This window comes from Microcystis sp. M049S2 (assembly GCF_020245625.1).
GTDB lineage: Bacteria > Cyanobacteriota > Cyanobacteriia > Cyanobacteriales > Microcystaceae > Microcystis > Microcystis ichthyoblabe_A.
In genome coordinates, this window is record NZ_JADBUN010000293.1 from 1 (window position 1) to 21,917 (window position 21,917).

Sequence of the window (21,917 nt, forward strand, 5' to 3'; positions counted from 1 at the left end):
GTGGGGAAGTGGGGAAGTGGGGAAGTGGGGAAGTGGGGAAGTGGGGAAGTGGGGAAGTGGGGAAGTGGGGAAGTGGGGAAGTGGGGAAGTGGGGGAATTTCAACTAAAACCCTAACACCCCAACACCCCAAAACCCTATCTCCTGACTCGGAGAATACTGACAACCGACTCCTGACTACTTCAAAGGGGTTTACTCTACGACCCAGGGAGTGATGGCGGGAGTCCAATTAGCCAATTCTGCATCGCTAAACCAGAGACTAACTTCATCTTTGGCGGTATCTGGACCATCGGAACCATGGATAAGATTGCGTCCGACACTAATGCCAAAATCACCGCGAATCGTACCAGGTTCAGCATTGAGGGGATTAGTGGCACCAATAATTTTTCTAGCGGAGGCAATTACTCCTTCTCCTTGCCAAACCATGGCCACTACGGGGGAGGAAGTAATAAAATCGACTAAAGAACGGAAAAAGGGTCTTTCTTTATGAACAGCGTAGTGTTTTTCCGCTAATTCACTAGAAACCTGCATCATTTTCAACCCAACCAGCGTAAAACCTTTAGCTTCAAAGCGTTGAATAATTTCCCCCACCAGATTGCGCTGCACACCGTCGGGTTTAATCATTAAGAAAGTGCGTTCCATACTGCCTCTTAAAATTTAGCCATAAATTGTCACAAAACCCAGATTAACCCGGAATGGCATCCTAGAGAGTGGCAGAATTTCGCTTCAATTGCTGAGTTAGCTTGCTGTCCGACTGAGATAGAAAGTTTTCGTTTTTTCTCCCGAAACCCTGGAAAAACTTTTTTAGTAAACCCTAAATATAGTGGTAATTTAGAGAATTACTGGGAAACAAAAGGTAAAAAGGATGATTGTAGCGGCGAATTGCCTTCGCCCTCTTTTAATAACTTCTGCTTATCACTATAAGTGGGAGAGAGTCACAAATATTGAGATGCACCCAAAAGATGAGTCTAAAACTTTACTTTTTGCGTCATGGCGAAACCACAGCCAGTCAAACGGGTAGTTTTTGCGGTCGATTAGACTTGGAACTAACCCCGGCAGGCTATGAAATGGCCAAGGATTTCGCCCTTGCCTATCGAGATGTGCCTTGGACAGGCATCTATTCTAGTCCCCTCAAACGCACCATGGCCACAGCCACCCCTTTAAGCGAACTCTTAGGTATTCCCATCCACAAACGGGAAGGATTAAAAGAGATTGCCTACGGCCAATGGGAGGGAAAAACCGCAGCCGAGGTTAATCGGGAGTTTCATGATGATTATGTGCGCTGGTTAGCAGATCCGGGCTGGAATTCTCCCACAGGGGGCGAAAAAGGCATCGATATCGCTCGCCGCAGTTCGGAAGTATTAGAGGAAATCGACCATAATCACGATGATGGCCATATTTTGATCGTTTCCCATAAAGCAACGATCCGAATCGTGTTATGTTCTCTTTTAGGCATTGATATCGGCCGTTATCGCGATCGAATTGCCATGCCCGTGGCCTCGGTAACGATCGTCGAATTAGCCGAACACGGTCCCCTCTTTCAAGTTATAGGCGATCGCTCTCACCTCCGCAATGACCTGCGCTCGCGAGCGGGAACCTAACCAGTCAACAGTAACAAGGGAAGCCCCGGATTTGGTCTGCTGAAAAACTATGTGCTTGATGTTATATTTTCTACGACACGGACAGACAGCCTATAGCAAAACGGGAGGATACTGTGGTACTCCAGAAAATGATCCCGGTTTGACTGCCGAAGGCATCGAAATGGCCGAGGAATTCGCCGATGTCTATCGTTCTTTACCTTGGCGTGCAGCCTATGTCAGTCCCCTCCAAAGAGCTATTCAAACCGCTAAACCCCTCTGTGAAGCGGTGGGACTAAAATTAGAAATCCGGCAGGGATTACAAGAGATCGGTTATGGTCTTTGGGAAGGTATGCACCCCAACGATATCGATCGTCAATATCATGATCTCTATGTACGCTGGTTGACGGATCCCGCTTGGAATGCTCCCCCCAACGGAGAAAGGGGGATCGATATCGCCCGTCGTTCCGCGGCCGTTTTGGAGGAAATTGAACACACCCACAGTGACGGCAATATCCTGATTGTTTCCCACAAGGCCACCATCCGGATCATGCTCTGTAGTCTGATGGGCATCGATGTGGGCCGTTATCGCGATCGATTTGAAATGCCCGTGGCAGCTGTCAGTATTGTCGAATTAGGCAGTCGTGGCCCGCTTTTCCATGGCATCGGTTTACGTTCCCACCTCAGTGAGTACCTGCGTTCTCTTCCTTGCACCTAATCAGTTATCAGTTATCAGTTATCAGTGATCGGTTATCAGTGATCAGATGTCAGTTTTCATACTCAATCCGGTTATTAAAAACTGATTATCTATTCCCTCTTTTGCCTTTTGCCTCTTGCCTTTTGCCTGTCCTGATATGTAGCCTATACTCAACGGATTTAGCATTACTTCCCACTTGATCATTCAATCCAAGCTTTTGGGGGGTTCTACCCCCCAAACCCCCCGTTGGGGGCGTGGCGCCGCCCCCAAACCCCCCGCGCATTAGTTTTTCGGTGGGATGCTTACACGCAGCTGCTGACACATCTGTAATCATTTAAGAGTCACTCCACTTGCAGGAGTGCCTCTCCTGATATTTAGCCTATACTCAACGGATTTAGTATCAGGTCACTGTTTACTGTTTACTGATCACTGAAAATACTTCATAATTCATAATTCATAATTCCCAATTTATGCCCAAAATCCATCACTTTGAGCGATTAACTTCCACTAATACTCAAGCTTGGCAATTATTAGAATCGGGGGAAAATCCGCCTTTTGTGGTGACTGCTCGTCAACAAAGTGCTGGGAGAGGACAATGGGGACGGGAGTGGATTTCTGAACCGGGAGGATTATATTTATCTTTGGCGTTAAATCTTGATTTAGAGGTAGATAAATCTGCCCATCTCGTTCTCGCTACAGTTTGGGGTATCGCTCATCACCTGAATTGTCAAGAAATACCCGTTAAAATCAAATGGCCGAACGATTTAGTCCTATTAGGGCGCAAACTAGGGGGAATTAACCTAGAAACCCGTATTCAGGGCCAAAACATCCCAGAAGCAGTCATCGGAGTGGGCATCAATTGGTCTAATCCTGTCCCCCCCACGGGTATTAATTTACAGGCTTTTACTGGCAATAAAATCACCTCGATCGCTCAATTAACCGATGTCACCAGCGATGCTATCCTATACGGCTATGAATATTACTGTAATCACGGCATAAAAGCCCTATTAGCCTCCTACTTAGAACTTTTTGCCAATTTTGGTCAAAAGATAGTTTTTGAGGGCTATCAGGGCATAATAACGGGGGTAAGCGATCGAGGGGAATTAAAAGTTAAACTCACCTCGGACAATGCCAGTAGCGAAATCTATCTACCGGCGGGTAGGGTCAGTCTCGGCTATAATTGAGTCTAAATATTTTTTTGACTAAACTGTGAGAAGTGAGGCCGCCCTATGTATCCTTCATCGGTGATATTGAAACTTTTTCTCGGAAAATCCTTAAAAAAGAAGCTGAGTTTATGCAGTGGTCTCGGTTTAGTGATCAGCGGTCTGATTACTCTTGCTCCAAATGCGATCGCTAATTCCGAAACTGGCAGCGAAACCCCGGTAGTGGAAAATGCCGCCCCGACTCTGAAAGCCCCCGTTATCAAAGAAAATACTAATCCTGCCCCCCGTCTGGCTATCCCTGAAAACCATCAAACCGATATGCCTACCCTTGCCCCCCGGGCCGGCGGTAAAAATAATTTTATCGATACCAGAAACTTTAACCCCCCCAGTTCCGTTGTTGTCACCGAGCGCCGCAGTGGTTGCCAAACCATCGCCCAAAATGGTCAACTGGTAGGAGGTAGCTGTAATCTGGCGGCCCGGTCTTCCCGTCGTCAGCCGGTCAGCACTGTGGCCAAACCCTTACCCCCGGTTAATCTGGCCCGGGTGCGTCTCAATCCTAATCCAGCCGTGCGGGTAGGACGGCAGCCCCGAAATCAGCCGGTTATCGCTAATAATTCCCTCCGTCGTTATGCCCCCACTCTTGTGGCTTCTAGCAGCCCGGTACGTCTGGCTGCCCCGACGGTGATTCCAAGTCAGGTGGTAGCCCTCAATCCCCCGGAATGGAATGGCGTAAAATTAGCTTTGGCCCCGGTGACTCGCGCAGAAGTGGAGGCCATCAGCGAAGCGACCACCTATGAGCGGGCCACCCGTTTAAGTCCCACGGATTCTAACCCAACTCAACGCACGGATTTACTCTTTCCCCTCGCCCTTCCCGCCCAAATTACCTCGGTTTTCGGGTGGCGAAATCATCCAGTCAGCGGGAATCGGGCCATGCACGCGGGTACTGATTTAGGCGCACCTATGGGAACACCTGTATTAGCCGCCTACGCAGGGGAAGTGGCCACCGCCGACTGGTTGGGAGGTTACGGATTAACGGTGATTTTACGTCACCTCGATGGTAGTCAAGAATCTCGTTATGCCCACCTTTCAGAAATTACCGTCAAACCGGGAGAATGGGTGGAACAGGGCGCAGTTATCGGTCGTGTGGGTAGTACGGGACTTTCTACCGGTCCCCACCTACACTTTGAATGGCGACACCTAACCGAACAGGGTTGGACCGCCGTAGATGCCGGTTTACATCTAGAATTAGCCCTCGATAATCTGGTGCAGAGAATGCAAATGGCCGCAGCCACTGACCCTAATCAGAATTAATTTGTTTTGGGTTACAAATATAGCGGTTTTTGGAACTTAAAAACGCATCGTTGAGCTTTTGCCCAATTGATGCGTTTTCATACATTCGCAGTATTAAGTAGTTGGACAAAAGTAAAGTTAACTGTGGGGTAAGGGACTTGCGCTTTGATAATGTACCTTTTGGGCGAACGCAGTTCGCCCCTACATTGTGGACAAAATCCGTTACTGTAGGGGCGCAAAGCTTGCGCCCTCCGATCAATTGGGATATTATTCCCACGCAAGTCCCTAAGGAGTCGGTCGTCAGGAGACGGGAGACGGGATACACGCTAAGATACAAATAATAAACTTGAGAGAAGCACTTGATTAAATATGACTCTAACTGACGTTGAAGTAAATCCCTCGACTCCAGAAGATTTTTTAGATTCTGAAACATTAGTACAGGTCGATTTAATGCAGCAAAAGATTCAACAATATATACAAACCCTATCAGTAGAAAATTTAAAGATGATTCTAGAATTTGCCGCTTATTTGTCAGATAAAGAAAGTGAAAAGGCAACGCAAGAAATTAGAGCAATCCCGAATATTATGGAACATTTGAAAGAAGCTGAAATGGATTTACAATCAGGTTGCCTCATTGATTGGGAAAGCTGAGATGACTTATAAAGTCCGTTTGACAGCTAAAGCAAATAAAGCTTATTCTGAAGCGGATCCAATCTTAAAAAAGAAGATTGCTAAGTGTTTAAAACTCCTTCAAGAAACACCGAAAAATCACCCTCAAATTAAAGCATTAAAGGGAGAATTTGTCTAGAAGTATCGCTTCCGCGTTGGAGACTATAGGGTTATCTATACAGTTGATGATAGTCAGTCTCAAGTTATCGTCTTGCTGATTGAACATCGCAGTCAAGCTTACCGCCAATAAATAGGGTTTGCTGAATAAATGTGAAATGTAGGCAAGGTAGAGGTTTTGTGGCTTTTCTCCCGAAACAGGTGCAAGATTCTGAGAGAATCGTGCTTCAAAACCTTGCGTCTTCATGGTTCCGCGTCCTGTAGGGGCGAAGCATTCGGACAATAACTTATCGGTGAAACCGTAGATTTTCTATCCGAATGCTTCGCCCGTACTTTTTCAGCAAACCCTATGTTCTATAAAAATGGTAATGCAAGGTTTTTGAAGCTCCTAATCCTCATAGTGTTAATATTCGCTAATCTCATCCAATTGGAAAGGCAAGATTTGAGAAAAAAAGTAAAAGTTAAGAAATGCGGAGCATTCGTTCTTCGATTTCTTGCCAAACGGTAGGGGAAATATTAACAGCCACTTTTTGGCAGTCGAGAATCAGGTGATTAATATAAAAATAATGCTTGTTTATATCGTCAAATTTGTAGGTGGATAACTTAAGTAATTTAGGCGTTAAATTAAAAGCAGTATTCCACCTTTTAACTAATCGATCAGCAAATTCTTGATGTTCTTTTTTAGTTGCTTTATCATCAGGAATAATTTGTTTGAAAGCTTCTAAATCAGCGATTAATTGGGAAAAATTAACCTTAGAAATAATTCGATTCTGAGCAAATAAGTTAACTAACTGGACAAACTCATCGATGAGTTTGGGGGTAAAGAAGATACGGGAGATTTTGTAGGTGATCTCGGGGGCGTAGGCGTTGGCGATGTAGATGCTGTTGGTGATGGCGATACCGATGAAGTTGGCGTTGGCGGTAACAATGAAGTTGGCGTTGGCGGTGACGTTGGCGTTGGCGATGAAGAGCCAATAGGCGATCGCTCTTCTTCCTACAGGTTTAATCGAACTATCAACAGAATCTTTAGTCATCTCATCTGCCCATTGCAAAATCGGCACTAATTTTTGACCGAGGGGCGTTTTAAGATAATTATGGGCTTCTTTCTCCATTGCTAATAACAATTTATCGGCTTTCCCTCGCCCTCGCATCAAACCCGCCACTAACAAAAACACCTCTTGCCAACGAGTTTCTGTTACATAATTCTTAACTGCTTCTTCAATCAAATCATTATCATAGATATACTGAGCCGTGAGGTATTCCTGAAGGGTTAAATGAGAAAAAGAATAGACATCTCTCGCCCGCTCTACTAAAATTCCCTGTTCAATTTCAATGGTTTTTAATACTTTTTCTCCGTCCAGATGTTGCGGAGCATTTAAGTTTTGTTTAAGGTGATCTTTAATTTGCTTAACAATTTCTCGTTTTTCTAAAAAAAGTTTATCTGCTACAAAATTCTGATAAGCAATTTCAGATAGCAAAATTTCTTCTTGCTCAATACTGAGATTTTCATAAACTAAACCGCGATTAGGTAAACGTTTTTCGGCTGACCATTTTTCCAATAAAATTCGTAACGCATCTTGATAAAGGCGACTGCGATTTGTGGGAAAAGATTGATTTTCATCATAAACCAAACACAAAAAAGTCAACAATAACGGTGTATGAGCTAACTCTTTTGCACTTTTATACTCCTCCTTTTGCAACAGTTCCCAACAATTTTTAGCCGTCTCATTTTTCCGATCTAATTCCGAACTAAACCAATGTTCAATAAAACTTTGAATTTGCTGATCATCAAATTCGACAATTTCAATATCGGTAAATCGTTGAAGATGAGTTCTAGCAGCAGTACGGCAGGAGAGAATAAAACGATTTTTATAATGCCTATCTACAAAATCTTTAATTTTCTCGATTACATTATTCACATTAGCTGTTGGCACTTCATCCAAACCATCTAATAAAATTAGTAATTCCCCTTTTTCTAGTTTATTGCTAATATTTTTTTCCACATTGGGAAAACCACAGATTTTAAACTCCTCTTCAATTAATGCCTGAATATTAATCTCGTTTTCTTTAAAGTTTTTCAACTCCAGTAAAACAGGTGTTAGAGGATGCTGATAACTGTCTTTATTTCCCTTGAGAGCTTCTAGCCCAACTTTTCGCAAAAATGTAGATTTACCAATGCCCGGATCACCAAGTACCATTAAATATTGTTCTTGATTAGCCAAAAGTAAACCATCTTTTTTACCATCATCCCTAAAGTTAAACCGTCGCTGCTTACTCTCACGATATTTATTTTCTAAATTTTCATCATAATAATCCCTGACTAAATTTCCTAAACATTTGACATTAACATAAATTGACTCCAAATCCATCGGCTTAGACATTTTTAAAACCTTAATCATGCCGTGCCGATCCCAGTAACGTTGAGTATATTCCCGCAAAAAAAGATACTTTCCTTCTTTGATAAGCTGCCCGACATCTTTATTCAATAACTCATTTTTATTAATACCCTCCCACCCCGATTTAATCATTTGGCCAATAAAATTATTAGTCAATGCCGTTACAATGGTTGTTTCAATTCCTGTCATAACTTAACCCCTGTAAACCCTCTGACGCTTAGTATAAGCCAGAAAGCGGGTTTCTCAACAACTCAGAAAGCGGGTTTTTCATCATCAACCCAGAAAGCGGGTTTCTTAAAGAAACCCGGTTTCTAATCTCTTAAACGGCTAAACTGAGAATAGCTGCCTTTCTTGACTCTCATTTCTCAGATTGTAAAATAATGCAAATTTATCTTGACTATAGTGCCACTACCCCCACTCATCCCCAAGTGATCGAGCGGGTTGCCACTATTCTCCGGCATCATTGGGGCAACCCCTCCAGTTTACACACTTGGGGACAGGATACGGCGACAGTCATCGAAATGGCCAGAGAAGAGGTAGCAGGGTTAATTAATGCCAATCCAGACCAGATTATCTTCACTTCTGGCGGCACGGAGGCCGATAATTTAGCGATTATCGGGGTTGCTCAACAGTATAACCGCCCCCGTCATATAATTATTTCTAGTGTGGAACATTCGGCGATCGCTGAACCCTGTAAACAATTAGAGCAGCAAGGTTGGCAAATTACTCGTCTTCCCGTCAATCGTCAAGGTAGGGTGAATCCTTTAGACCTAAAAGCCGCAATTCAAAGCGATACGGTCTTAATTTCCATTATTTACGGACAAAGTGAGGTGGGAACTCTACAACCGATTGAAGAATTGGGCAGCATTGCCAGAGAAAGGGGAGTGCTTTTTCACACCGATGCGGTGCAGGTGGCGGCAAGATGCGATATTGATGTGCGGAAACTGCCCATAGATTTATTATCTCTTTCTAGCCATAAAATTTATGGAATGCAAGGATCGGGGGCTTTATACGTCAGAACCGGTGTCGATATTTTACCATTACTGCGGGGCGGTGGTCAGGAAAAAGGCCTGCGATCGGGAACCCCAGCCGTACCAGCGATCGCCGCTTTCGGTTTAGCGGCCGAATTAGCCCAAAAAGACTTAATTAGCGAAAAAATGCGTTTAATCGCCCTGCGAGATCGATTATTTGACCTCTTAGCCGATTATCCTTATCTGCTGCCCACGGGGGACCGATTCTATCGTTTACCCCACCACGTCAGCTTTATTGTCCGTCCGGACGATGACAGTCACATCACGGGAAAACAGCTAGTTCGTCAGCTTAATTTAGCAGGAATCGGCATTAGTTCCGGATCCGCCTGTCATAGTGGCAAACTTTCCCCCAGTCCAATTTTAAAAGCTATGGGCTACAGCGATCGAGAGGCATTGGCGGGAATTCGTCTAACCCTGGGAAGGGACACCAGCGCCGCCGATATCGATTGGACGGCGCTTGTATTAAAACAAGTGATCGATCGCTGTTTATCTGCTTTAATTGTAAGCAAGAGTTAGTTTATGCCTCAAATTGTCCTTCAATCAAGATAATTTCGCCAAAGTCGGGAATCCATGCCACCCAACGGCCCTGATCCTGTTCACAGAGTAGTAGCGCTTCATCAAAGCTGTATGGAGAGGGAAGCATTCTGAGTTGTACCCATGTGTTTGCTTGGGGGCAAGTAACAACGGCAGTAGTGCGAGATTGTAGTAAGAACATACACAGATCACCCTGATAATTCTGTATCTAAATTTACAAAAAAACCGATGACTGTGGGTAACTTTGTTTGAAATCTTTACATCTCCAGAAAATTATCGGCTGCATCTCCTAATTTGTGACTTTACCTCACCTATAGGTCAGCAGCAGAAATTATTCAAAGAGGGCGAATGCAATTCGCCCCTACAATAATATTATTGCGCCCAAAATTTCCTCTAGATATTTCGACCAAATTGAGCCGATTACGCCAATGACCGGCACTTTTTTGATTTCAAAAAAGCCTCAAGATATTATCCGACAAGGTTTTTAGATTTATTCGGCCAATCCTAGTTATGATCATTACTGGTACATGATAGTTAATAACTGGTAATGGTAAGTTCTTTCCCTCGCACCTATAAAATCGCCGTCATCGGTGACGTTCACGACCAATGGGAAATAGAAGATAATTTAGCTTTAGAAGCTTTACAAGTGGATTTAGCCCTATTTGTCGGCGATTTTGGCAATGAATCCCTAGAAATTGTCGGTCGGATTGCCAGTTTGTCCTTACCAAAAGCCGTTATTCTCGGTAATCATGACGCTTGGTATAGTGCCACCCCCTGGGGACGAAAGCAATGTCCCTACGATCGCGATAAAGAAGATCGTGTCACCGCTCAGTTAGAATTATTAGGGGTTGCCCATGTGGGTTACTCAAAACTAGACCTACCCGGTTTAGAGCTTTCGATTGTTGGGGGTCGTCCCTTTACTTGGGGGGGATCCGAGTGGAAAAATGGAGAATTTTTTCAAGAACGCTATAATATCAGCAGTTTTGCCGAATCTACTGCCAAAATTATCGCTAATATTCAAGATACTGCCTATAATAACCTGATTTTTTTAGGTCACAATGGTCCGGCTGGACTAGGAAAGGAAGCGGAAGCTATCTGTGGTCGCGATTGGCAACCCTTGGGAGGGGACCACGGGGATCCGGATTTAGCAGCGGCCATCGAACAAGCACAGCTATTAGGAAAACAGGTTCCTCTCGTCAGTTTCGGTCATATGCACCACCGTCTCCGTCATACTACTTCCCGTTTACGCAATCCCGTGGTCACTTCCGAGATGGGAACTGTTTATCTGAATGCTGCTAGTGTCCCTCGCATTCTCCACTCTGATACGGGTAAATCTCGCAATTTTTCCCTAGTCACTCTTGAAGAAGGTCTAGTCACAGAAGCATCTTTAATCTGGTTGAACGATAATTTCGAGATTATCAGTAATAGAAAACTTTATCACTCCGGAGCATCAATCGATCGCCTATCTCCCCAATCTTGTTATTCTTAAGTTTTGAAAATAGACCTTTTCTTAATCTTATGCGGTACAACCACTAATATCAGTTATCAGATGTCAGTTTTCAGTTAACTGTTTACTGATAACTGAAAAAAAGCTCCCCAATTCATAATTTATAATTTATAATTTATAATTCATAATTCATAATTCCCTATAGATAGTTAAGTTTTTGAGCGATTAGAGGTAAAGCAAGAGCGATAGCAACACTAACAATCATACCGATAAAAGCTTTCAAGGCATCCCCTAAAACCAGTTTACCCGTGGCGGCTAAATTAGGGTTTTCCTTGGTTAAAGTCAGAGAAATTTCTCGACCTCCTAATAAACCTAAAAATACCCAAGTGGTACTCATGGGAATATGATTATAGCCAACAAAAAACAGTAAAATTAAGCCATAAATCAAGTTAATAATTGTTGCAGAACGCGGATCATGGGCGTTAGTTTTGCTAGTGACAATTTTCTCGATTTGACCACCATGATTAATAAAAATGATGGTTTGCAGGAGTAGCATAACTGTTAGAGATAAAACTAACCATGTTGCAGCTAACTTTCTGGGAAGATAGGCGAAAATATTAGCAAAATCTTGCATTAACCATTGACTCCAGAGAAACCCGGTGGATAACCACTGTAAAACTACCCAGATTTTTTGAGGTTCTTTATTAACTGTTTCTAGGAAAAAGTTTTCTAATCGATAAATAATTCGATAGATGACTAACCCCACTATAACAGCAAGAGCATAACCCCAAGCGGATTTAACTAACATTTCATCTAGAGATTGGGGAGCAAAAACTGTTAAAACTAAAAAGGTTGTACTCACAGGTATTCCCCAAGTGGTGAGAATTAAAATTGCTAAGGGAGGAACGATATAAATCCAAGTAAAATTTTCTGGGAAGGGAATCATTTCTAGTCGATTATAAGCCACATCTCCCTGATTAATATACCAACCAGCGATAAAAATCGAGGCTAAGATTATACTGGAATACAGCCATAAAATCCACCAGGGACGTTCTTCATTGGCACTTAAAAAAGTCCCTAAAGTCTGTAGGGAATCGTTAGCAACAATCGCATAAGCTGATAGAATAAAGCCAGCAATCATAAAAAAATTACTCATAGACAGTGGGAATTATGAATTATGAATTATGAATTATGAATTGTCAATTATGAATTATGAATTATGAATTAGGTAGAATAAATAAAAATAATCTCCTGACAACTGGCTCCCGAAAACGAAAACTTCCTACCTCCCTATTAATATAACTGCTATAAATCCTTAATTTTGCTTTAAAAAATCCCTCGCTAGATAGAAAGCAGCTAAACTACCAGAGACGGTAATTTCTTGGGGATTAATTTCCTGTAAAGGTCGAAGAATAACTTCAATTTCCTCGGTAACATCTAACTTTTGTTGACCAGTGGGGATAGCATTAAGAGCCAAAAAAATATGAATTCTGTTAGTATCTTTAACGGGATTATCATACAAAACAGCCAGAGGTATTAGAGAATCACTTTGATAACCAGTTTCCTCCTCGAATTCCCGACGCGCTGCCGCAGTAATATTATCTTCACCCGCATCTACTGCTCCAGCAGGAAATTCTAATAAAATTTCCTTAACCCCGTGACGATATTGACGAACAAAAACTAATTGATTATCCCCGGTAACTGGAACAACTAAAACAATTTCAGGACGAATATTAACAAAATAATCGTCGATAACTTGTCCAGAGGACAACTTCACCACGTCTTGACGGACTTGACACCAACGATTATGAAAAACTAGCTCAGATTTAATAATTTGCCATTTTTTTAAATTAGTCATCGACAATCCTGTTATAATTGCAGTGAAATTACTAAACTTTTTTCGCAGATAATTATAAGTAAGTAGGTAGGCGTTAAAAATTATCAGATGCCCCCCTTATTAAGGGGGGAATAAGGGGGGATCGGCACCCCCCTTATCAAGGGGGGCAGGGGGGATCGAACCTAAAATCCATTTTTAATTTAATTATAACCAGCTACTTAACCAGATTTAGTATGAATAGAAGCAAACCGGTTATCTAAGAGCTAATTTTACGACCGAGGTACTCAAGCTTATCTAGAACAGATTGAAGCAAAGATCGCCGCTGCTCGACGACAATATCTAAGTTAGCCAACATATACTTTACGTCTTTGTAGGCATTGTCCAGCAAGGCTAGTAATAATTCGCGATCGCCAGCGCTCTCTTTTTCTGATGGGGTGCGGGTCCGTTGGGGTAATAAGTCCGCCGGTGGAGAAGGAAGGGAGGGCGATCGCTCGGACTCTAGCTGTTGAATGGTTTGTTGTAAATTTTCAATCACCCCATACATTTCCATCGGGTCAAAAACCCTTAACAGACTGGTTTGTGTGACAATGCCCAACCCCCGACCCCAGTTCCAAGAAACCACCAAACGCCCCACCCGCCGTTTTTGCATTTCCTGATGGGCCGTCCACAGGGAATCCTCGGGACTGAGGAGAAATAAGGGCGTACTCATCACCGTCTGGGCCCTAGTTTTGTGCAGATCGATTTGAACTGCTTGAAACTGGACAAGATCTCGCTCTGTCACAATACCAACAGGGTAGTCATTGTCTTCGGAATTTCTCTGGGTGATCACCACACAACTGACACGATGTTCCGCCATTAACTGGGCCAATTGCAGGACTGTGGCGGTGAGTGGGGCCTGTACCACTTGACTGGTCATCACATCCGATACGCGACGAAACCGCAACAGATTGGCCGGACGCAATATCTGGCGAATACTTTCATGGGAAATCACCCCGATTAAGTGTCCTTGGTCATCCACAATCGGCAAATGGCGAATGCGGTAGCGCCGAAACAAAAACAGGGCAGCAAAAATGTCTTGAGCAGATTGCTGGGGCAACGTGATCAGGGGATGTACCATCACATCGGCAACGGTTGTCTCGGTCAGGTTAATTCCTTGGGCGGTGAGTCGCACCACATCCCGTTCTGTCAAAATTCCTAATAACTCTTGCCCTTGCACCACCAGCAGACAGCTAACACGCGCTTCTCCGGCCGGAGGAGCTAGAGGAGATAGGTCATCGGTGAGTAAACACAGACGACTATGGGCCTGACCGATCATAGCGATCGCATCTGCCAGAGAAGTGGTTGGCGGCACCGTCAAGGGGTGGCGATTGATCGCCTTTTCCAGATCGGGGGCCCAACTCAGAGGTGTATCGAGGGACATCAGCACCATCCTGCAATCACAAAGGCCAAGATAGACAGAACAGCCACTGGGCAAAGAACCCCGGCTCTCAGAGTTGCCAAAATCCTTTCTAAAACTATCTCAAAGTGTAGCGTCATTTAACTTTTTCCTAAAAGATGTAACGTTTTGTTACAATTTTTATTAAACTCGTAAAGATTTTAGACCCACTTCGGTGTATCATAGAGGGATGTAACAGGTTAAAGCCTGAAACTTTTTATTTAGCGGTTATTCAGCCTCTAATGGTTTCAGGGGCGGCATCACCAGACGCTGGGGTGAGTACTTCTGGGTTCTGGTCGGCCTGAAGGGTTACTCCGGAAATTCTGGACACCTTTCCATAAAGTCGATCCAGCACCCGCTTTACGGAAATACGCTGCCATGGTTGACCGCGTTTGGTGGTGTAGCCCTGTTCATTAAGCCAATCGGCGATCTTCTGCAAGGATTTCCCCGATTTGTGATGACGGCGAATCAGTTCAATGACCCGGCACTCTTCCGGATCATCCACTAATTCCCCATCGATCGATCGTTGTCCAAAGGCAGGGGAGCCGTAGCCCGCATAACCACCGTTGCTTGCTTTTGCTTGTCTGCCTTGTTCTAGCCGCTCCCAGGCAGATAAATCGTTGGAAGGGGTCGCTGTCATAGGGTATCTAAATGCAACAACTTGCAAAACCATATTATCGCAACTTAACGTCGCAAATTTGTTTTGATTGGGAGCAGCCGATGACGACTTACAAATTAAAACCCGCGCATGAGCAGGGACTAGATGTCACCATCGATGTCTGGGACAACCAAACTATAGACGATACCCCCGGGAGGCGGACAAAGTTAAAGGGTCAAAGGCCAAGCATTTTTAGATGAGGAGCGGTTCAAAGCTGAATTTATATTGTAAAACGCACCGAGAAGAGAATTTGTCCTAAGTTACACAGCATCAATCTGGAGATATAAACATGGGTACGGCTACATTTATTCAAGATGAAACTGAATTTGATTCCCTCTTAAAGAGTGAATCACTGTTGGTGGTAGATTGCACGGCAACCTGGTGTGGACCTTGCAAACTGGTGGCTCCGTTGATCGATCGATTGGCCGATGACTATCGCGATCGCGCCAAAGTCTTCAAACTTGACCTAGACAGTAACAAACCCGTGGCCAAACGCTTTGGAATTAAAAGTATTCCGGCTGTCATGGTATTTAAACAGGGGAAATTGATAGAAACATTAGTTGGGGTTAAACCCTATGAAGAATTTACGGCAGCCGTAGAACGACAATTATAGTCTTCCACCGTGAACGAACACTCTGGGCAAACGTCCGAAGTTGACCCTTTCCTTCTCACATCACTATTTAATTTTGAGGTATGGCGATGAACAAGCTTATAGAAATCCGGTGTCCCAACTGTGGCAGCGTAGCTCAACGGCTCTTGAGCGATCGCCTGCCCGCAGGATATAAGTGTCCAGCCCGGCAGGTTGCTCAGACGGAATGCCCAGTGTGTGATTATTTCATCGCCATGTGTTGGCAAAACGGCGCTGTGCTGGAGGCCTATGCACCAGGCACTCAGGGGAACACAGCTGCGGCCATGCCGCCCCAGCCCCAACCAGCGATCGCCCATTGGTCTTTGTCATCTGTGTTCAAAGTGGCACTCAGCCCACAAGAGTCTAGGAAATTGCTATCGGGACAACCCTAGTCAACTTTTGCATTTATACCAGTTCTTTAATTTAACAACACCATCCAACTCCTATGCTACAAGCTCAAGAAATTATGACCCAAAACGTTGTCACCATTCGTGGTTCGGCAACGGTTGCCGATGCCGTGAAATTGATGAAAGAAAAACAACTGCGGGGGTTGATTGTCGAACCGCGCCATGAACAGGACCCCTATGGAATTGTCACCGAAACCGACATCGTTTACAAAGTGGCGGCCTTTGGCCACGATCCTAAAACTATGCGGGTCTATGAAATTATGGCCAAGCCCTGTGTGGTTGTCAATCCCGAACTGGGGGTGGAATATGTGGCCCGGTTATTTGCTCAAACCCGCATTCGCCGCGCCCCGGTGATTCAGGGCAAAACTTTGCTGGGCATTATTTCTGTCAGTGATATTCTCTTCAAGAGCGATTTTGTTGAAAAGCCCAAGCGGTTGTTCATTGAAGATGAAATTGAAGCAGCCCGGGAAGACGCACGGGCAATTTGTGCGGCCAAGGGTGAAATCTCTCCCGATTGCGCTGCGGCCTGGGATGTGGTTGAGGAACTCCAAGCGGAAGCCTCCCATCAACGGGTCAAAAAACAGGGGACTAACTCACTTCAGTCCTACTGCGAAGCCAATCCCGATGCCTTAGAGTGCCGCATTTATGAGGATTAAATCCTGGCGGGTTTTGGGAGAATCGATCGCCTTGAGGATCTCGCTGATCGGTTTCCCCGCGCGATCGAGTTCTCGAACATTCTCCACCTTTTCGGATCGGAGATAGATCGAGTGCTTGCGCTTACCGAACTCAACTTGATCGGGGGTCTGTGGGTACTTAGAGTCTGCTGAATAAATCTAAAAACCTTGTTGGATAAGAATTTTAGACTTTTTTCCCATCAAAAAGTGCCAGACATTGGGGGGATCGGGGGGGAAATTTAGGCACTTTTTCCCTGAAAATTAGGTAATTGACCCTCTGAAAATGGGTAAAACCCTACACCCCACACCCCACACCCCACACCCTGCCCCCACGAAAAACTTTTTCAGCAGACCCTACTTATGCCCCTAATTCCCCTGAGAGGAGATAATCAAGAAAAGTCTTGGCGATCACGGATAGTTTTTTATCCTTGGGATAAACCACATACCAATGGCGTTGGATGGGAAAATCTTCCACGTCAAGGATGGTAAATTCCCCATTGGGAGGATCTAAATTTAAGACGTGCTGAGACAGAACCGAAATTCCTAAACCACCGGCGACCGCTTGTTTAATGGCTTCATTATTGCCGATTTCCAAACGCAGAGATAAAGTGATACCATGATCGAGAAAAATTTGCTGTACTGCCCGTCTAATTCCCGATCCCATTTCCCGCATAATAAAAGGTTCCCCTTGCAGTCGTTTAATTGGAATTTTTTTCTGTCCCGCTAGGGGGTGATCTTTGCGAGCAATAACCACAAGGGGATTTTCCAGAAACGGTTGAATCTCCAGGTTTAGATCTTGGGGAGGTTCGCTTAAAATATATAGGTCATCGACATTATTGATAATCCTTGCTTCTAGGTCTTGGTGATTGGTCAATTCTAGGGACACATCTACCCCTTGGTACTGTTGACAAAAAGGACCTAGGATCTGAGGGATTAAATATTGGGCTGTGGATACCGCCGCTAAACGCAGTTTACCCTGTTTAATGCCCTTGATATCAGCGATCGCCATCTCAAAGTTATCAAGATCCTTGAGGACTGCCTGACAGGTTACTAATAAACTGCGTCCGGCCTCGGTTAAATACAAACGTTTGCCTATCTGTTCAAATAAGGGCAGACCCACTGCTTTAGTCAGTTGTTTCATCTGGGTGGAAACGGTGGGTTGGGTGATCGATAGTTCTTCAGCAGCCCTGGTGAAACTGCCATGACGAGCGGTTGCTTCAAAGACAATCAGTTGATGTAAAGTGGCGTGAATCAAGAGAGGCCTCTAGAGAGCTACACTTCTGTTACTGCCTTGAGGAGCTTTGCTAAACAGAAGCAGGAATGGAGGGGAACGAGTGAAAACCTCCCCACACCGCTTATATCATAGGTTTAAATCAATACTTTTGTAAAGATATATCGATTCAAGCTCAATTTACAAAAATTTGCTTGTCAAGATATCCGTTCTAGTATAGATTTATAACAATCGATCTTTAAAAACCATAAAGTTTTGTCTATCAAGGCTGGTCTGTCAACCGCCGGCTTTGTTGTGGCAAAAAATCCTTTGCTCAGTTGGATTCTCATGGAAATAACCAATCGTATTCATTTTGACAATTTGCGGGGTGATATCTTCGGTGGTCTAACAGCTGCCATCGTTTATCACCCTCTAGCTCTCGCCTTCGGGGTAGCTTCTGGGACGGCGATCGGGGCCAGTTCAACCGCCAAAAATCCCGAATTAGGCTTACCTGCGGACTTGACACTGTCCAAAGTTCTGCCCGCAACAGGTTTGCTTAAGGGGTAAAGAGCCTTACTCTTACTCTCTTTCAGCTTTTGAAGGTTCATTTAGTTCGTTTATATTCAATACTCCTCATCAGGGGAGGCTTAAGGAGGTATTCGTGGATTTTTTCTCATTGTTTGTCATGGACTTTATCCAGCAGTTGCAGTCGCCAACGCTGGCCTTTTTGATTGGTGGCATGATCATTGCCGCTCTCGGTAGTGAATTGGTCATCCCAGAGTCGATTTGTACGATCATCGTCTTCATGCTGCTGACCAAAATCGGTCTGACCGGCGGGATTGCCATCCGCAATTCCAACCTGACGGAAATGGTATTACCAATGATCTTTGCCGTCATAGTAGGGATTATTGTGGTCTTCGTCGCCCGCTATACCTTAGCCAATCTGCCCAAGGTGAAAGTGGTCGATGCGATCGCTACTGGGGGATTATTTGGAGCCGTGAGTGGCTCGACTATGGCCGCCGGTCTGACGGTACTCGAAGAACAAAAGATCCCCTACGAGGCTTGGGCCGGCGCACTCTATCCTTTTATGGATATCCCGGCGCTGGTAACGGCGATCGTGGTGGCTAACATTTATCTTAACAAGAAGAAGCAGAAAGAAGCAGCCCACGACCACGAGTCTTTTAGCAAGCAGCCGGTGGCGGCCGGGGATTATTCCGATCAGCAGGATTATCCTAGCAGTCGGCAGGAATATCTCAGCCTACAGCAGCCAGCGGATAATCGGGTCAAGATTTGGCCGATCATTGAAGAAAGCCTGCGCGGACCGGCCCTATCGGCCATGTTATTAGGTCTGGCTTTGGGCATCTTCACCCAGCCGGAAACTGTCTATAAAAGCTTCTACGATCCCCTCTTTCGCGGCTTGCTTTCGATCTTGATGCTAGTCATGGGGATGGAGGCTTGGTCAAGGGTTGGTGAACTGCGTAAGGTGGCCCAGTGGTATGTCGTCTATAGCGTCCTAGCACCCTTTGTGCATGGTCTAATCGCCTTCGGTCTCGGCATGGTTGCCCACTACGCCACCGGGTTCAGCTGGGGCGGTGTCGTGGTTCTGGCCGTCATCGCTTCCTCTAGTTCCGACATCTCCGGTCCCCCCACTTTGCGGGCCGGTATCCCCTCGGCTAATCCCTCCGCCTATATAGGCGCGTCCACGGCCATCGGTACGCCCGTAGCGATCGGCTTATGTATCCCGTTCTTCCTTGGTCTCGCCCAGGCCCTCAGCGGCGGCTAGGATTGTGGTCGGTGGGCGCTCCCTTGACGGGGCTTACCAAGCAAATAAATGTACACATTTAAGGAGATAATCAACATGGCTAAACCAGCCAAAAAGCTCGTCATCGTCACAGAAAAGATTTTGTTGAAAAAAGTCGCCAAGATCATCGAAGAATGCGGGGCGACCGGTTACACGGTGATGGATACTGGCGGTAAAGGCAGTCGCAACGTGCGCTCGTCGGGACAACCCCACGTTTCCGAAACCGATACGAATGTTAAGTTCGAGATACTTACCCCCGATCGAATTATGGCCCAAAATATTGCCAAGCAGGTTGCCGATCAGTTTTTCCTCAATTTTGCGGGCATGATCTATCTCTGTGATGCGGAGGTTCTGTACGGACAGAGTTTCTGTGGACCAGAGGGCTGTGAAATCTAGACAACTAAGCTTGTCTTGATCCGGGCCACCCCATCTGCAGCCTGACTGTCCTTGAGCGGTGGCCCTTTTTCCTATCCCCCAGTTTTATGACCACCTAGGGCTTGCTGAATAAATCTAAAAACCTTGTTGGATAAGGCTTTTAGGCTTTTTTCCCTCAAAAAGTGCTGACCATTGGAGTGATTGGGGGTAAAATCCCTGGACTTTTTCCCTGAAAATTAGGTAACTGACTACCTCAAAATCGGTAAAACCCTACACCCCACACCCCACACCCTGCCCCCACGAAAAACTTTTTCAGCAGACCCTACCTAAAACCTTTAACCCTCATCCCTTTAAACTGATGATTTTGTCCCCTATTCTGCCTCCTTCGATCGGGGAGATAGCAGCCCCCATGACTCCGCTCCCCTTGCTTGCCACCGTTGTGGCCGAGGATTCACCGATTATTCTCTCTGGCGTATTGCTGACGCTGGTGGTGATTTATCTGGCCAGCAAGCTCGGCGCAGAGGCCGCCCGACGATTGGATTTTCCGCCCGTACTGGGAGAACTGGTCGCCGGTGTGATTGTCGGCGTTTCGGCCTTGCATCTGCTCATCTTTCCCGAAGGGGGACTATCGGCCTCCGACTCGGTGATTATGACGGTACTGCAAGGATTGAATCAATTGGCCCCGGCTGCCGTGGACCGGATCTTTGAGTCCCAAAGTGAAGTGATTTCGGTTCTAGCTGAAATCGGTGTGATTATTCTGCTGTTTGAAATTGGCCTAGAATCCGACCTGCGACAACTCAAGGAAGTGGGAATTCAAGCCACGGTTGTGGCCTGTGTGGGGGTTGCGGCACCTTTTGCGGCAGGTACGGCTGGGTTAATGCTCGTCTTTCATGTGGCGGCCATCCCGGCGATTTTTGCAGGGGCAGCCTTGACAGCAACCAGTATCGGTATTACCTCGAAGGTGTTGTCCGAGTTAGGTCAACTCAAATCCAAAGAAGGGCAAATTATCGTCGGTGCAGCGGTGATCGATGATGTCCTCGGTATTATTGTTCTGGCTGTGGTCGCTAGTTTGGCCAAAACTGGTGAAATCGATGTGGTCAATGTTATTTACCTAATCGTCAGTGCCACGGCCTTTTTGATCGGATCAATTTTGTTGGGAGGTATTTTTAACAAAAGTTTTGTGGCGATCGTGGAGCGGCTGAAAACTCGGGGAAATATTGTTATTCCCGCATTTGTCTTCGCTTTCTTTATGGCATTTTTAGGCAATGCTATTCATCTGGAAGCGATTTTAGGGGCCTTTGCCGCCGGTTTGGTGCTTGATGAAACTGATACCCGCAACGAGTTGGATGAGTTAATTAAACCGATCGCCGATTTGCTTGTACCGATTTTCTTTGTGACGGTGGGAGCGCGTGCCGATCTCGGTGTTTTAAACCCAACGGTACCGGAGAATCGGGCCGGACTTTTGATCGCTGTCTTTTTGATGGTTGTGGCGATTATCGGTAAACTGGTGACGGGCTGGGCAGTTTTTGGCATATCTGGAATCAATCGTCTCGCCATCGGTGTGGGTATGATTCCCCGGGGTGAGGTGGGTCTAGTTTTTGCTGGGATTGGTTCGGCCAGCGGAATTTTGGATAAGCCTTTAGAGGTGTCGATTATTATTATGGTAATCCTGACCACTTTCCTCGCTCCTCCCTTCCTCAGAGTCGCTTTTGGTAAGACGGAAGCTGTTCCCGAAACCCTAGAAAGCAAGGAGCCAGCTAATCCTATTCCTTAATTTTGCGGGTAAAATCTGATTTTTTAGACGAGGCTGAAGCATTTTCAGCCTTTTTAAAAATAGACCTCTTGCATAAATCCGAAAACAAACGATAGAAACAATAATGGGAGGGACTTTGAGTTAATTATTTATTAGTAGTTGATAATCTTCAAAAATGTTGCTGTACAAGGATCGACTTAAGACTTTTGCAAGAGGTCTA

Annotated in this window: 21 protein-coding genes and 1 pseudogene; 14 read left to right on the top strand and 8 right to left on the bottom strand. The window is 45.2% G+C overall.

Annotation, left to right across the window (positions count from 1 at the left end; translation table 11 throughout):
* Window positions 1-190: 190 nt before the first annotated feature.
* On the bottom strand, window positions 191-640 hold the full coding sequence (ndk, locus tag IM496_RS22120) for a nucleoside-diphosphate kinase (protein ID WP_002800982.1): 450 nt from the start codon (window positions 638-640) through the stop codon (window positions 191-193).
* A 320-nt stretch (window positions 641-960) separates the two neighbouring features.
* On the opposite strand from ndk, the gene IM496_RS22125 reads away from it, so the two are divergent.
* From IM496_RS22125 to IM496_RS22560, 6 genes and pseudogenes are all read left to right on the top strand, one after another.
* A complete protein-coding gene (locus tag IM496_RS22125; RefSeq protein WP_194018391.1) occupies window positions 961-1,599 on the top strand; it encodes a histidine phosphatase family protein in 639 nt (212 codons plus the stop codon).
* 49 nt (window positions 1,600-1,648) lie between these two features.
* Window positions 1,649-2,293 (top strand): histidine phosphatase family protein, encoded by a 645-nt coding sequence (locus IM496_RS22130; protein ID WP_002759710.1) that lies wholly within the window; start codon window positions 1,649-1,651, stop codon window positions 2,291-2,293.
* Between the two features lie 449 nt (window positions 2,294-2,742).
* Window positions 2,743-3,456, top strand: a complete 714-nt coding sequence (locus tag IM496_RS22135; protein ID WP_287663368.1) for a biotin--[acetyl-CoA-carboxylase] ligase — start codon at window positions 2,743-2,745, stop codon at window positions 3,454-3,456.
* Window positions 3,457-3,501: 45 nt separating this feature from the next.
* Entirely contained in the window at window positions 3,502-4,746 is a 1,245-nt protein-coding gene (locus tag IM496_RS22140; protein WP_194016357.1) for a M23 family metallopeptidase, read from the top strand.
* Between the two features lie 348 nt (window positions 4,747-5,094).
* A complete protein-coding gene (locus tag IM496_RS22145) occupies window positions 5,095-5,376 on the top strand; it encodes a hypothetical protein (RefSeq protein ID WP_002787278.1) in 282 nt (93 codons plus the stop codon).
* A 1-nt stretch (window position 5,377) separates the two neighbouring features.
* Window positions 5,378-5,644, top strand: a pseudogene (locus IM496_RS22560) (type II toxin-antitoxin system RelE family toxin).
* A 328-nt stretch (window positions 5,645-5,972) separates the two neighbouring features.
* Here the strand turns inward: IM496_RS22560 and IM496_RS22160 are convergent.
* Entirely contained in the window at window positions 5,973-8,096 is a 2,124-nt protein-coding gene (locus tag IM496_RS22160) for an NACHT domain-containing protein (protein WP_287663371.1), read from the bottom strand.
* A gap of 191 nt (window positions 8,097-8,287) precedes the next feature.
* On the opposite strand from IM496_RS22160, the gene IM496_RS22165 reads away from it, so the two are divergent.
* Window positions 8,288-9,454: a cysteine desulfurase family protein gene (locus IM496_RS22165; protein WP_287663372.1), complete on the top strand. Its 1,167-nt coding sequence runs from the start codon at window positions 8,288-8,290 to the stop codon at window positions 9,452-9,454.
* Between the two features lies 1 nt (window position 9,455).
* On the opposite strand, the gene IM496_RS22170 is transcribed toward IM496_RS22165, so the two are convergent.
* Window positions 9,456-9,653, bottom strand: a complete 198-nt coding sequence (locus IM496_RS22170) for a hypothetical protein (RefSeq protein ID WP_287663374.1) — start codon at window positions 9,651-9,653, stop codon at window positions 9,456-9,458.
* 366 nt (window positions 9,654-10,019) lie between these two features.
* Between IM496_RS22170 and IM496_RS22175 the strand changes: the two genes are divergently transcribed.
* Window positions 10,020-10,961 carry a TIGR04168 family protein gene (locus IM496_RS22175; protein ID WP_194016370.1) on the top strand — a complete coding sequence of 314 codons (942 nt, stop codon included), beginning with the start codon at window positions 10,020-10,022 and terminating at the stop codon, window positions 10,959-10,961.
* A gap of 157 nt (window positions 10,962-11,118) precedes the next feature.
* Here IM496_RS22175 and IM496_RS22180 read toward each other — a convergent pair whose 3' ends face one another.
* The 4 genes from IM496_RS22180 to IM496_RS22195 all read right to left on the bottom strand — a co-directional run bounded on the left by IM496_RS22180 (window position 11,119) and on the right by IM496_RS22195 (window position 14,864).
* Window positions 11,119-12,060 carry a hypothetical protein gene (locus IM496_RS22180; protein ID WP_287663388.1) on the bottom strand — a complete coding sequence of 314 codons (942 nt, stop codon included), beginning with the start codon at window positions 12,058-12,060 and terminating at the stop codon, window positions 11,119-11,121.
* A 174-nt stretch (window positions 12,061-12,234) separates the two neighbouring features.
* Window positions 12,235-12,777 (bottom strand): NUDIX hydrolase, encoded by a 543-nt coding sequence (locus IM496_RS22185; RefSeq protein ID WP_287663377.1) that lies wholly within the window; start codon window positions 12,775-12,777, stop codon window positions 12,235-12,237.
* Between the two features lie 235 nt (window positions 12,778-13,012).
* Window positions 13,013-14,185 carry a CBS domain-containing protein gene (locus IM496_RS22190; RefSeq protein ID WP_287663379.1) on the bottom strand — a complete coding sequence of 391 codons (1,173 nt, stop codon included), beginning with the start codon at window positions 14,183-14,185 and terminating at the stop codon, window positions 13,013-13,015.
* A 238-nt stretch (window positions 14,186-14,423) separates the two neighbouring features.
* Window positions 14,424-14,864 (bottom strand): recombinase family protein, encoded by a 441-nt coding sequence (locus tag IM496_RS22195; protein WP_002779907.1) that lies wholly within the window; start codon window positions 14,862-14,864, stop codon window positions 14,424-14,426.
* Between the two features lie 274 nt (window positions 14,865-15,138).
* Between IM496_RS22195 and trxA the strand changes: the two genes are divergently transcribed.
* The gene (gene trxA, locus IM496_RS22200) at window positions 15,139-15,462 is read left to right on the top strand and encodes a thioredoxin (protein WP_002778933.1); all 324 of its coding nucleotides are present in this window, start codon (window positions 15,139-15,141) and stop codon (window positions 15,460-15,462) included.
* Window positions 15,463-15,922: 460 nt separating this feature from the next.
* The gene (locus tag IM496_RS22205; protein ID WP_002801025.1) at window positions 15,923-16,540 is read left to right on the top strand and encodes a CP12 domain-containing protein; all 618 of its coding nucleotides are present in this window, start codon (window positions 15,923-15,925) and stop codon (window positions 16,538-16,540) included.
* A gap of 376 nt (window positions 16,541-16,916) precedes the next feature.
* On the opposite strand, the gene IM496_RS22210 is transcribed toward IM496_RS22205, so the two are convergent.
* Window positions 16,917-17,813, bottom strand: coding sequence for a LysR family transcriptional regulator (locus IM496_RS22210; protein WP_287663382.1), 897 nt, complete (start codon window positions 17,811-17,813; stop codon window positions 16,917-16,919).
* A 231-nt stretch (window positions 17,814-18,044) separates the two neighbouring features.
* Here IM496_RS22210 and IM496_RS22215 point away from each other — a divergent pair, with 231 nt between their 5' ends.
* The 4 genes from IM496_RS22215 (at window position 18,045) to IM496_RS22230 (ending at window position 21,718) form a co-directional block, all read left to right on the top strand.
* Complete coding sequence (locus tag IM496_RS22215; protein WP_104396137.1) at window positions 18,045-18,335, top strand: sulfate permease; 291 nt, start codon at window positions 18,045-18,047, stop codon at window positions 18,333-18,335.
* Window positions 18,336-18,429: 94 nt separating this feature from the next.
* Window positions 18,430-19,551, top strand: a complete 1,122-nt coding sequence (locus IM496_RS22220; RefSeq protein WP_002751603.1) for a sodium-dependent bicarbonate transport family permease — start codon at window positions 18,430-18,432, stop codon at window positions 19,549-19,551.
* Between the two features lie 75 nt (window positions 19,552-19,626).
* The gene (locus tag IM496_RS22225) at window positions 19,627-19,965 is read left to right on the top strand and encodes a P-II family nitrogen regulator (protein ID WP_002801029.1); all 339 of its coding nucleotides are present in this window, start codon (window positions 19,627-19,629) and stop codon (window positions 19,963-19,965) included.
* 337 nt (window positions 19,966-20,302) lie between these two features.
* Complete coding sequence (locus IM496_RS22230) at window positions 20,303-21,718, top strand: cation:proton antiporter (protein ID WP_287663386.1); 1,416 nt, start codon at window positions 20,303-20,305, stop codon at window positions 21,716-21,718.
* The last annotated feature ends 199 nt before the right edge of the window (window positions 21,719-21,917 follow it).

Coding starts and splice junctions, on each gene's coding strand:
- IM496_RS22230 (WP_287663386.1), top strand. CDS start 20,303: ATGATTTTGTCCCCTATTCTGCCTCCTTCGATCGGGGAGATAGCAGCC.
- IM496_RS22185 (WP_287663377.1), bottom strand. CDS start 12,777: ATGACTAATTTAAAAAAATGGCAAATTATTAAATCTGAGCTAGTTTTT.
- IM496_RS22170 (WP_287663374.1), bottom strand. CDS start 9,653: ATGTTCTTACTACAATCTCGCACTACTGCCGTTGTTACTTGCCCCCAA.
- IM496_RS22145 (WP_002787278.1), top strand. CDS start 5,095: ATGACTCTAACTGACGTTGAAGTAAATCCCTCGACTCCAGAAGATTTT.
- IM496_RS22180 (WP_287663388.1), bottom strand. CDS start 12,060: ATGATTGCTGGCTTTATTCTATCAGCTTATGCGATTGTTGCTAACGAT.
- IM496_RS22175 (WP_194016370.1), top strand. CDS start 10,020: ATGGTAAGTTCTTTCCCTCGCACCTATAAAATCGCCGTCATCGGTGAC.
- trxA (WP_002778933.1), top strand. CDS start 15,139: ATGGGTACGGCTACATTTATTCAAGATGAAACTGAATTTGATTCCCTC.
- IM496_RS22140 (WP_194016357.1), top strand. CDS start 3,502: ATGTATCCTTCATCGGTGATATTGAAACTTTTTCTCGGAAAATCCTTA.
- IM496_RS22225 (WP_002801029.1), top strand. CDS start 19,627: ATGGCTAAACCAGCCAAAAAGCTCGTCATCGTCACAGAAAAGATTTTG.
- IM496_RS22165 (WP_287663372.1), top strand. CDS start 8,288: ATGCAAATTTATCTTGACTATAGTGCCACTACCCCCACTCATCCCCAA.
- IM496_RS22205 (WP_002801025.1), top strand. CDS start 15,923: ATGCTACAAGCTCAAGAAATTATGACCCAAAACGTTGTCACCATTCGT.
- IM496_RS22195 (WP_002779907.1), bottom strand. CDS start 14,864: ATGGTTTTGCAAGTTGTTGCATTTAGATACCCTATGACAGCGACCCCT.
- ndk (WP_002800982.1), bottom strand. CDS start 640: ATGGAACGCACTTTCTTAATGATTAAACCCGACGGTGTGCAGCGCAAT.
- IM496_RS22125 (WP_194018391.1), top strand. CDS start 961: ATGAGTCTAAAACTTTACTTTTTGCGTCATGGCGAAACCACAGCCAGT.
- IM496_RS22135 (WP_287663368.1), top strand. CDS start 2,743: ATGCCCAAAATCCATCACTTTGAGCGATTAACTTCCACTAATACTCAA.
- IM496_RS22160 (WP_287663371.1), bottom strand. CDS start 8,096: ATGACAGGAATTGAAACAACCATTGTAACGGCATTGACTAATAATTTT.
- IM496_RS22130 (WP_002759710.1), top strand. CDS start 1,649: ATGTGCTTGATGTTATATTTTCTACGACACGGACAGACAGCCTATAGC.
- IM496_RS22190 (WP_287663379.1), bottom strand. CDS start 14,185: ATGGTGCTGATGTCCCTCGATACACCTCTGAGTTGGGCCCCCGATCTG.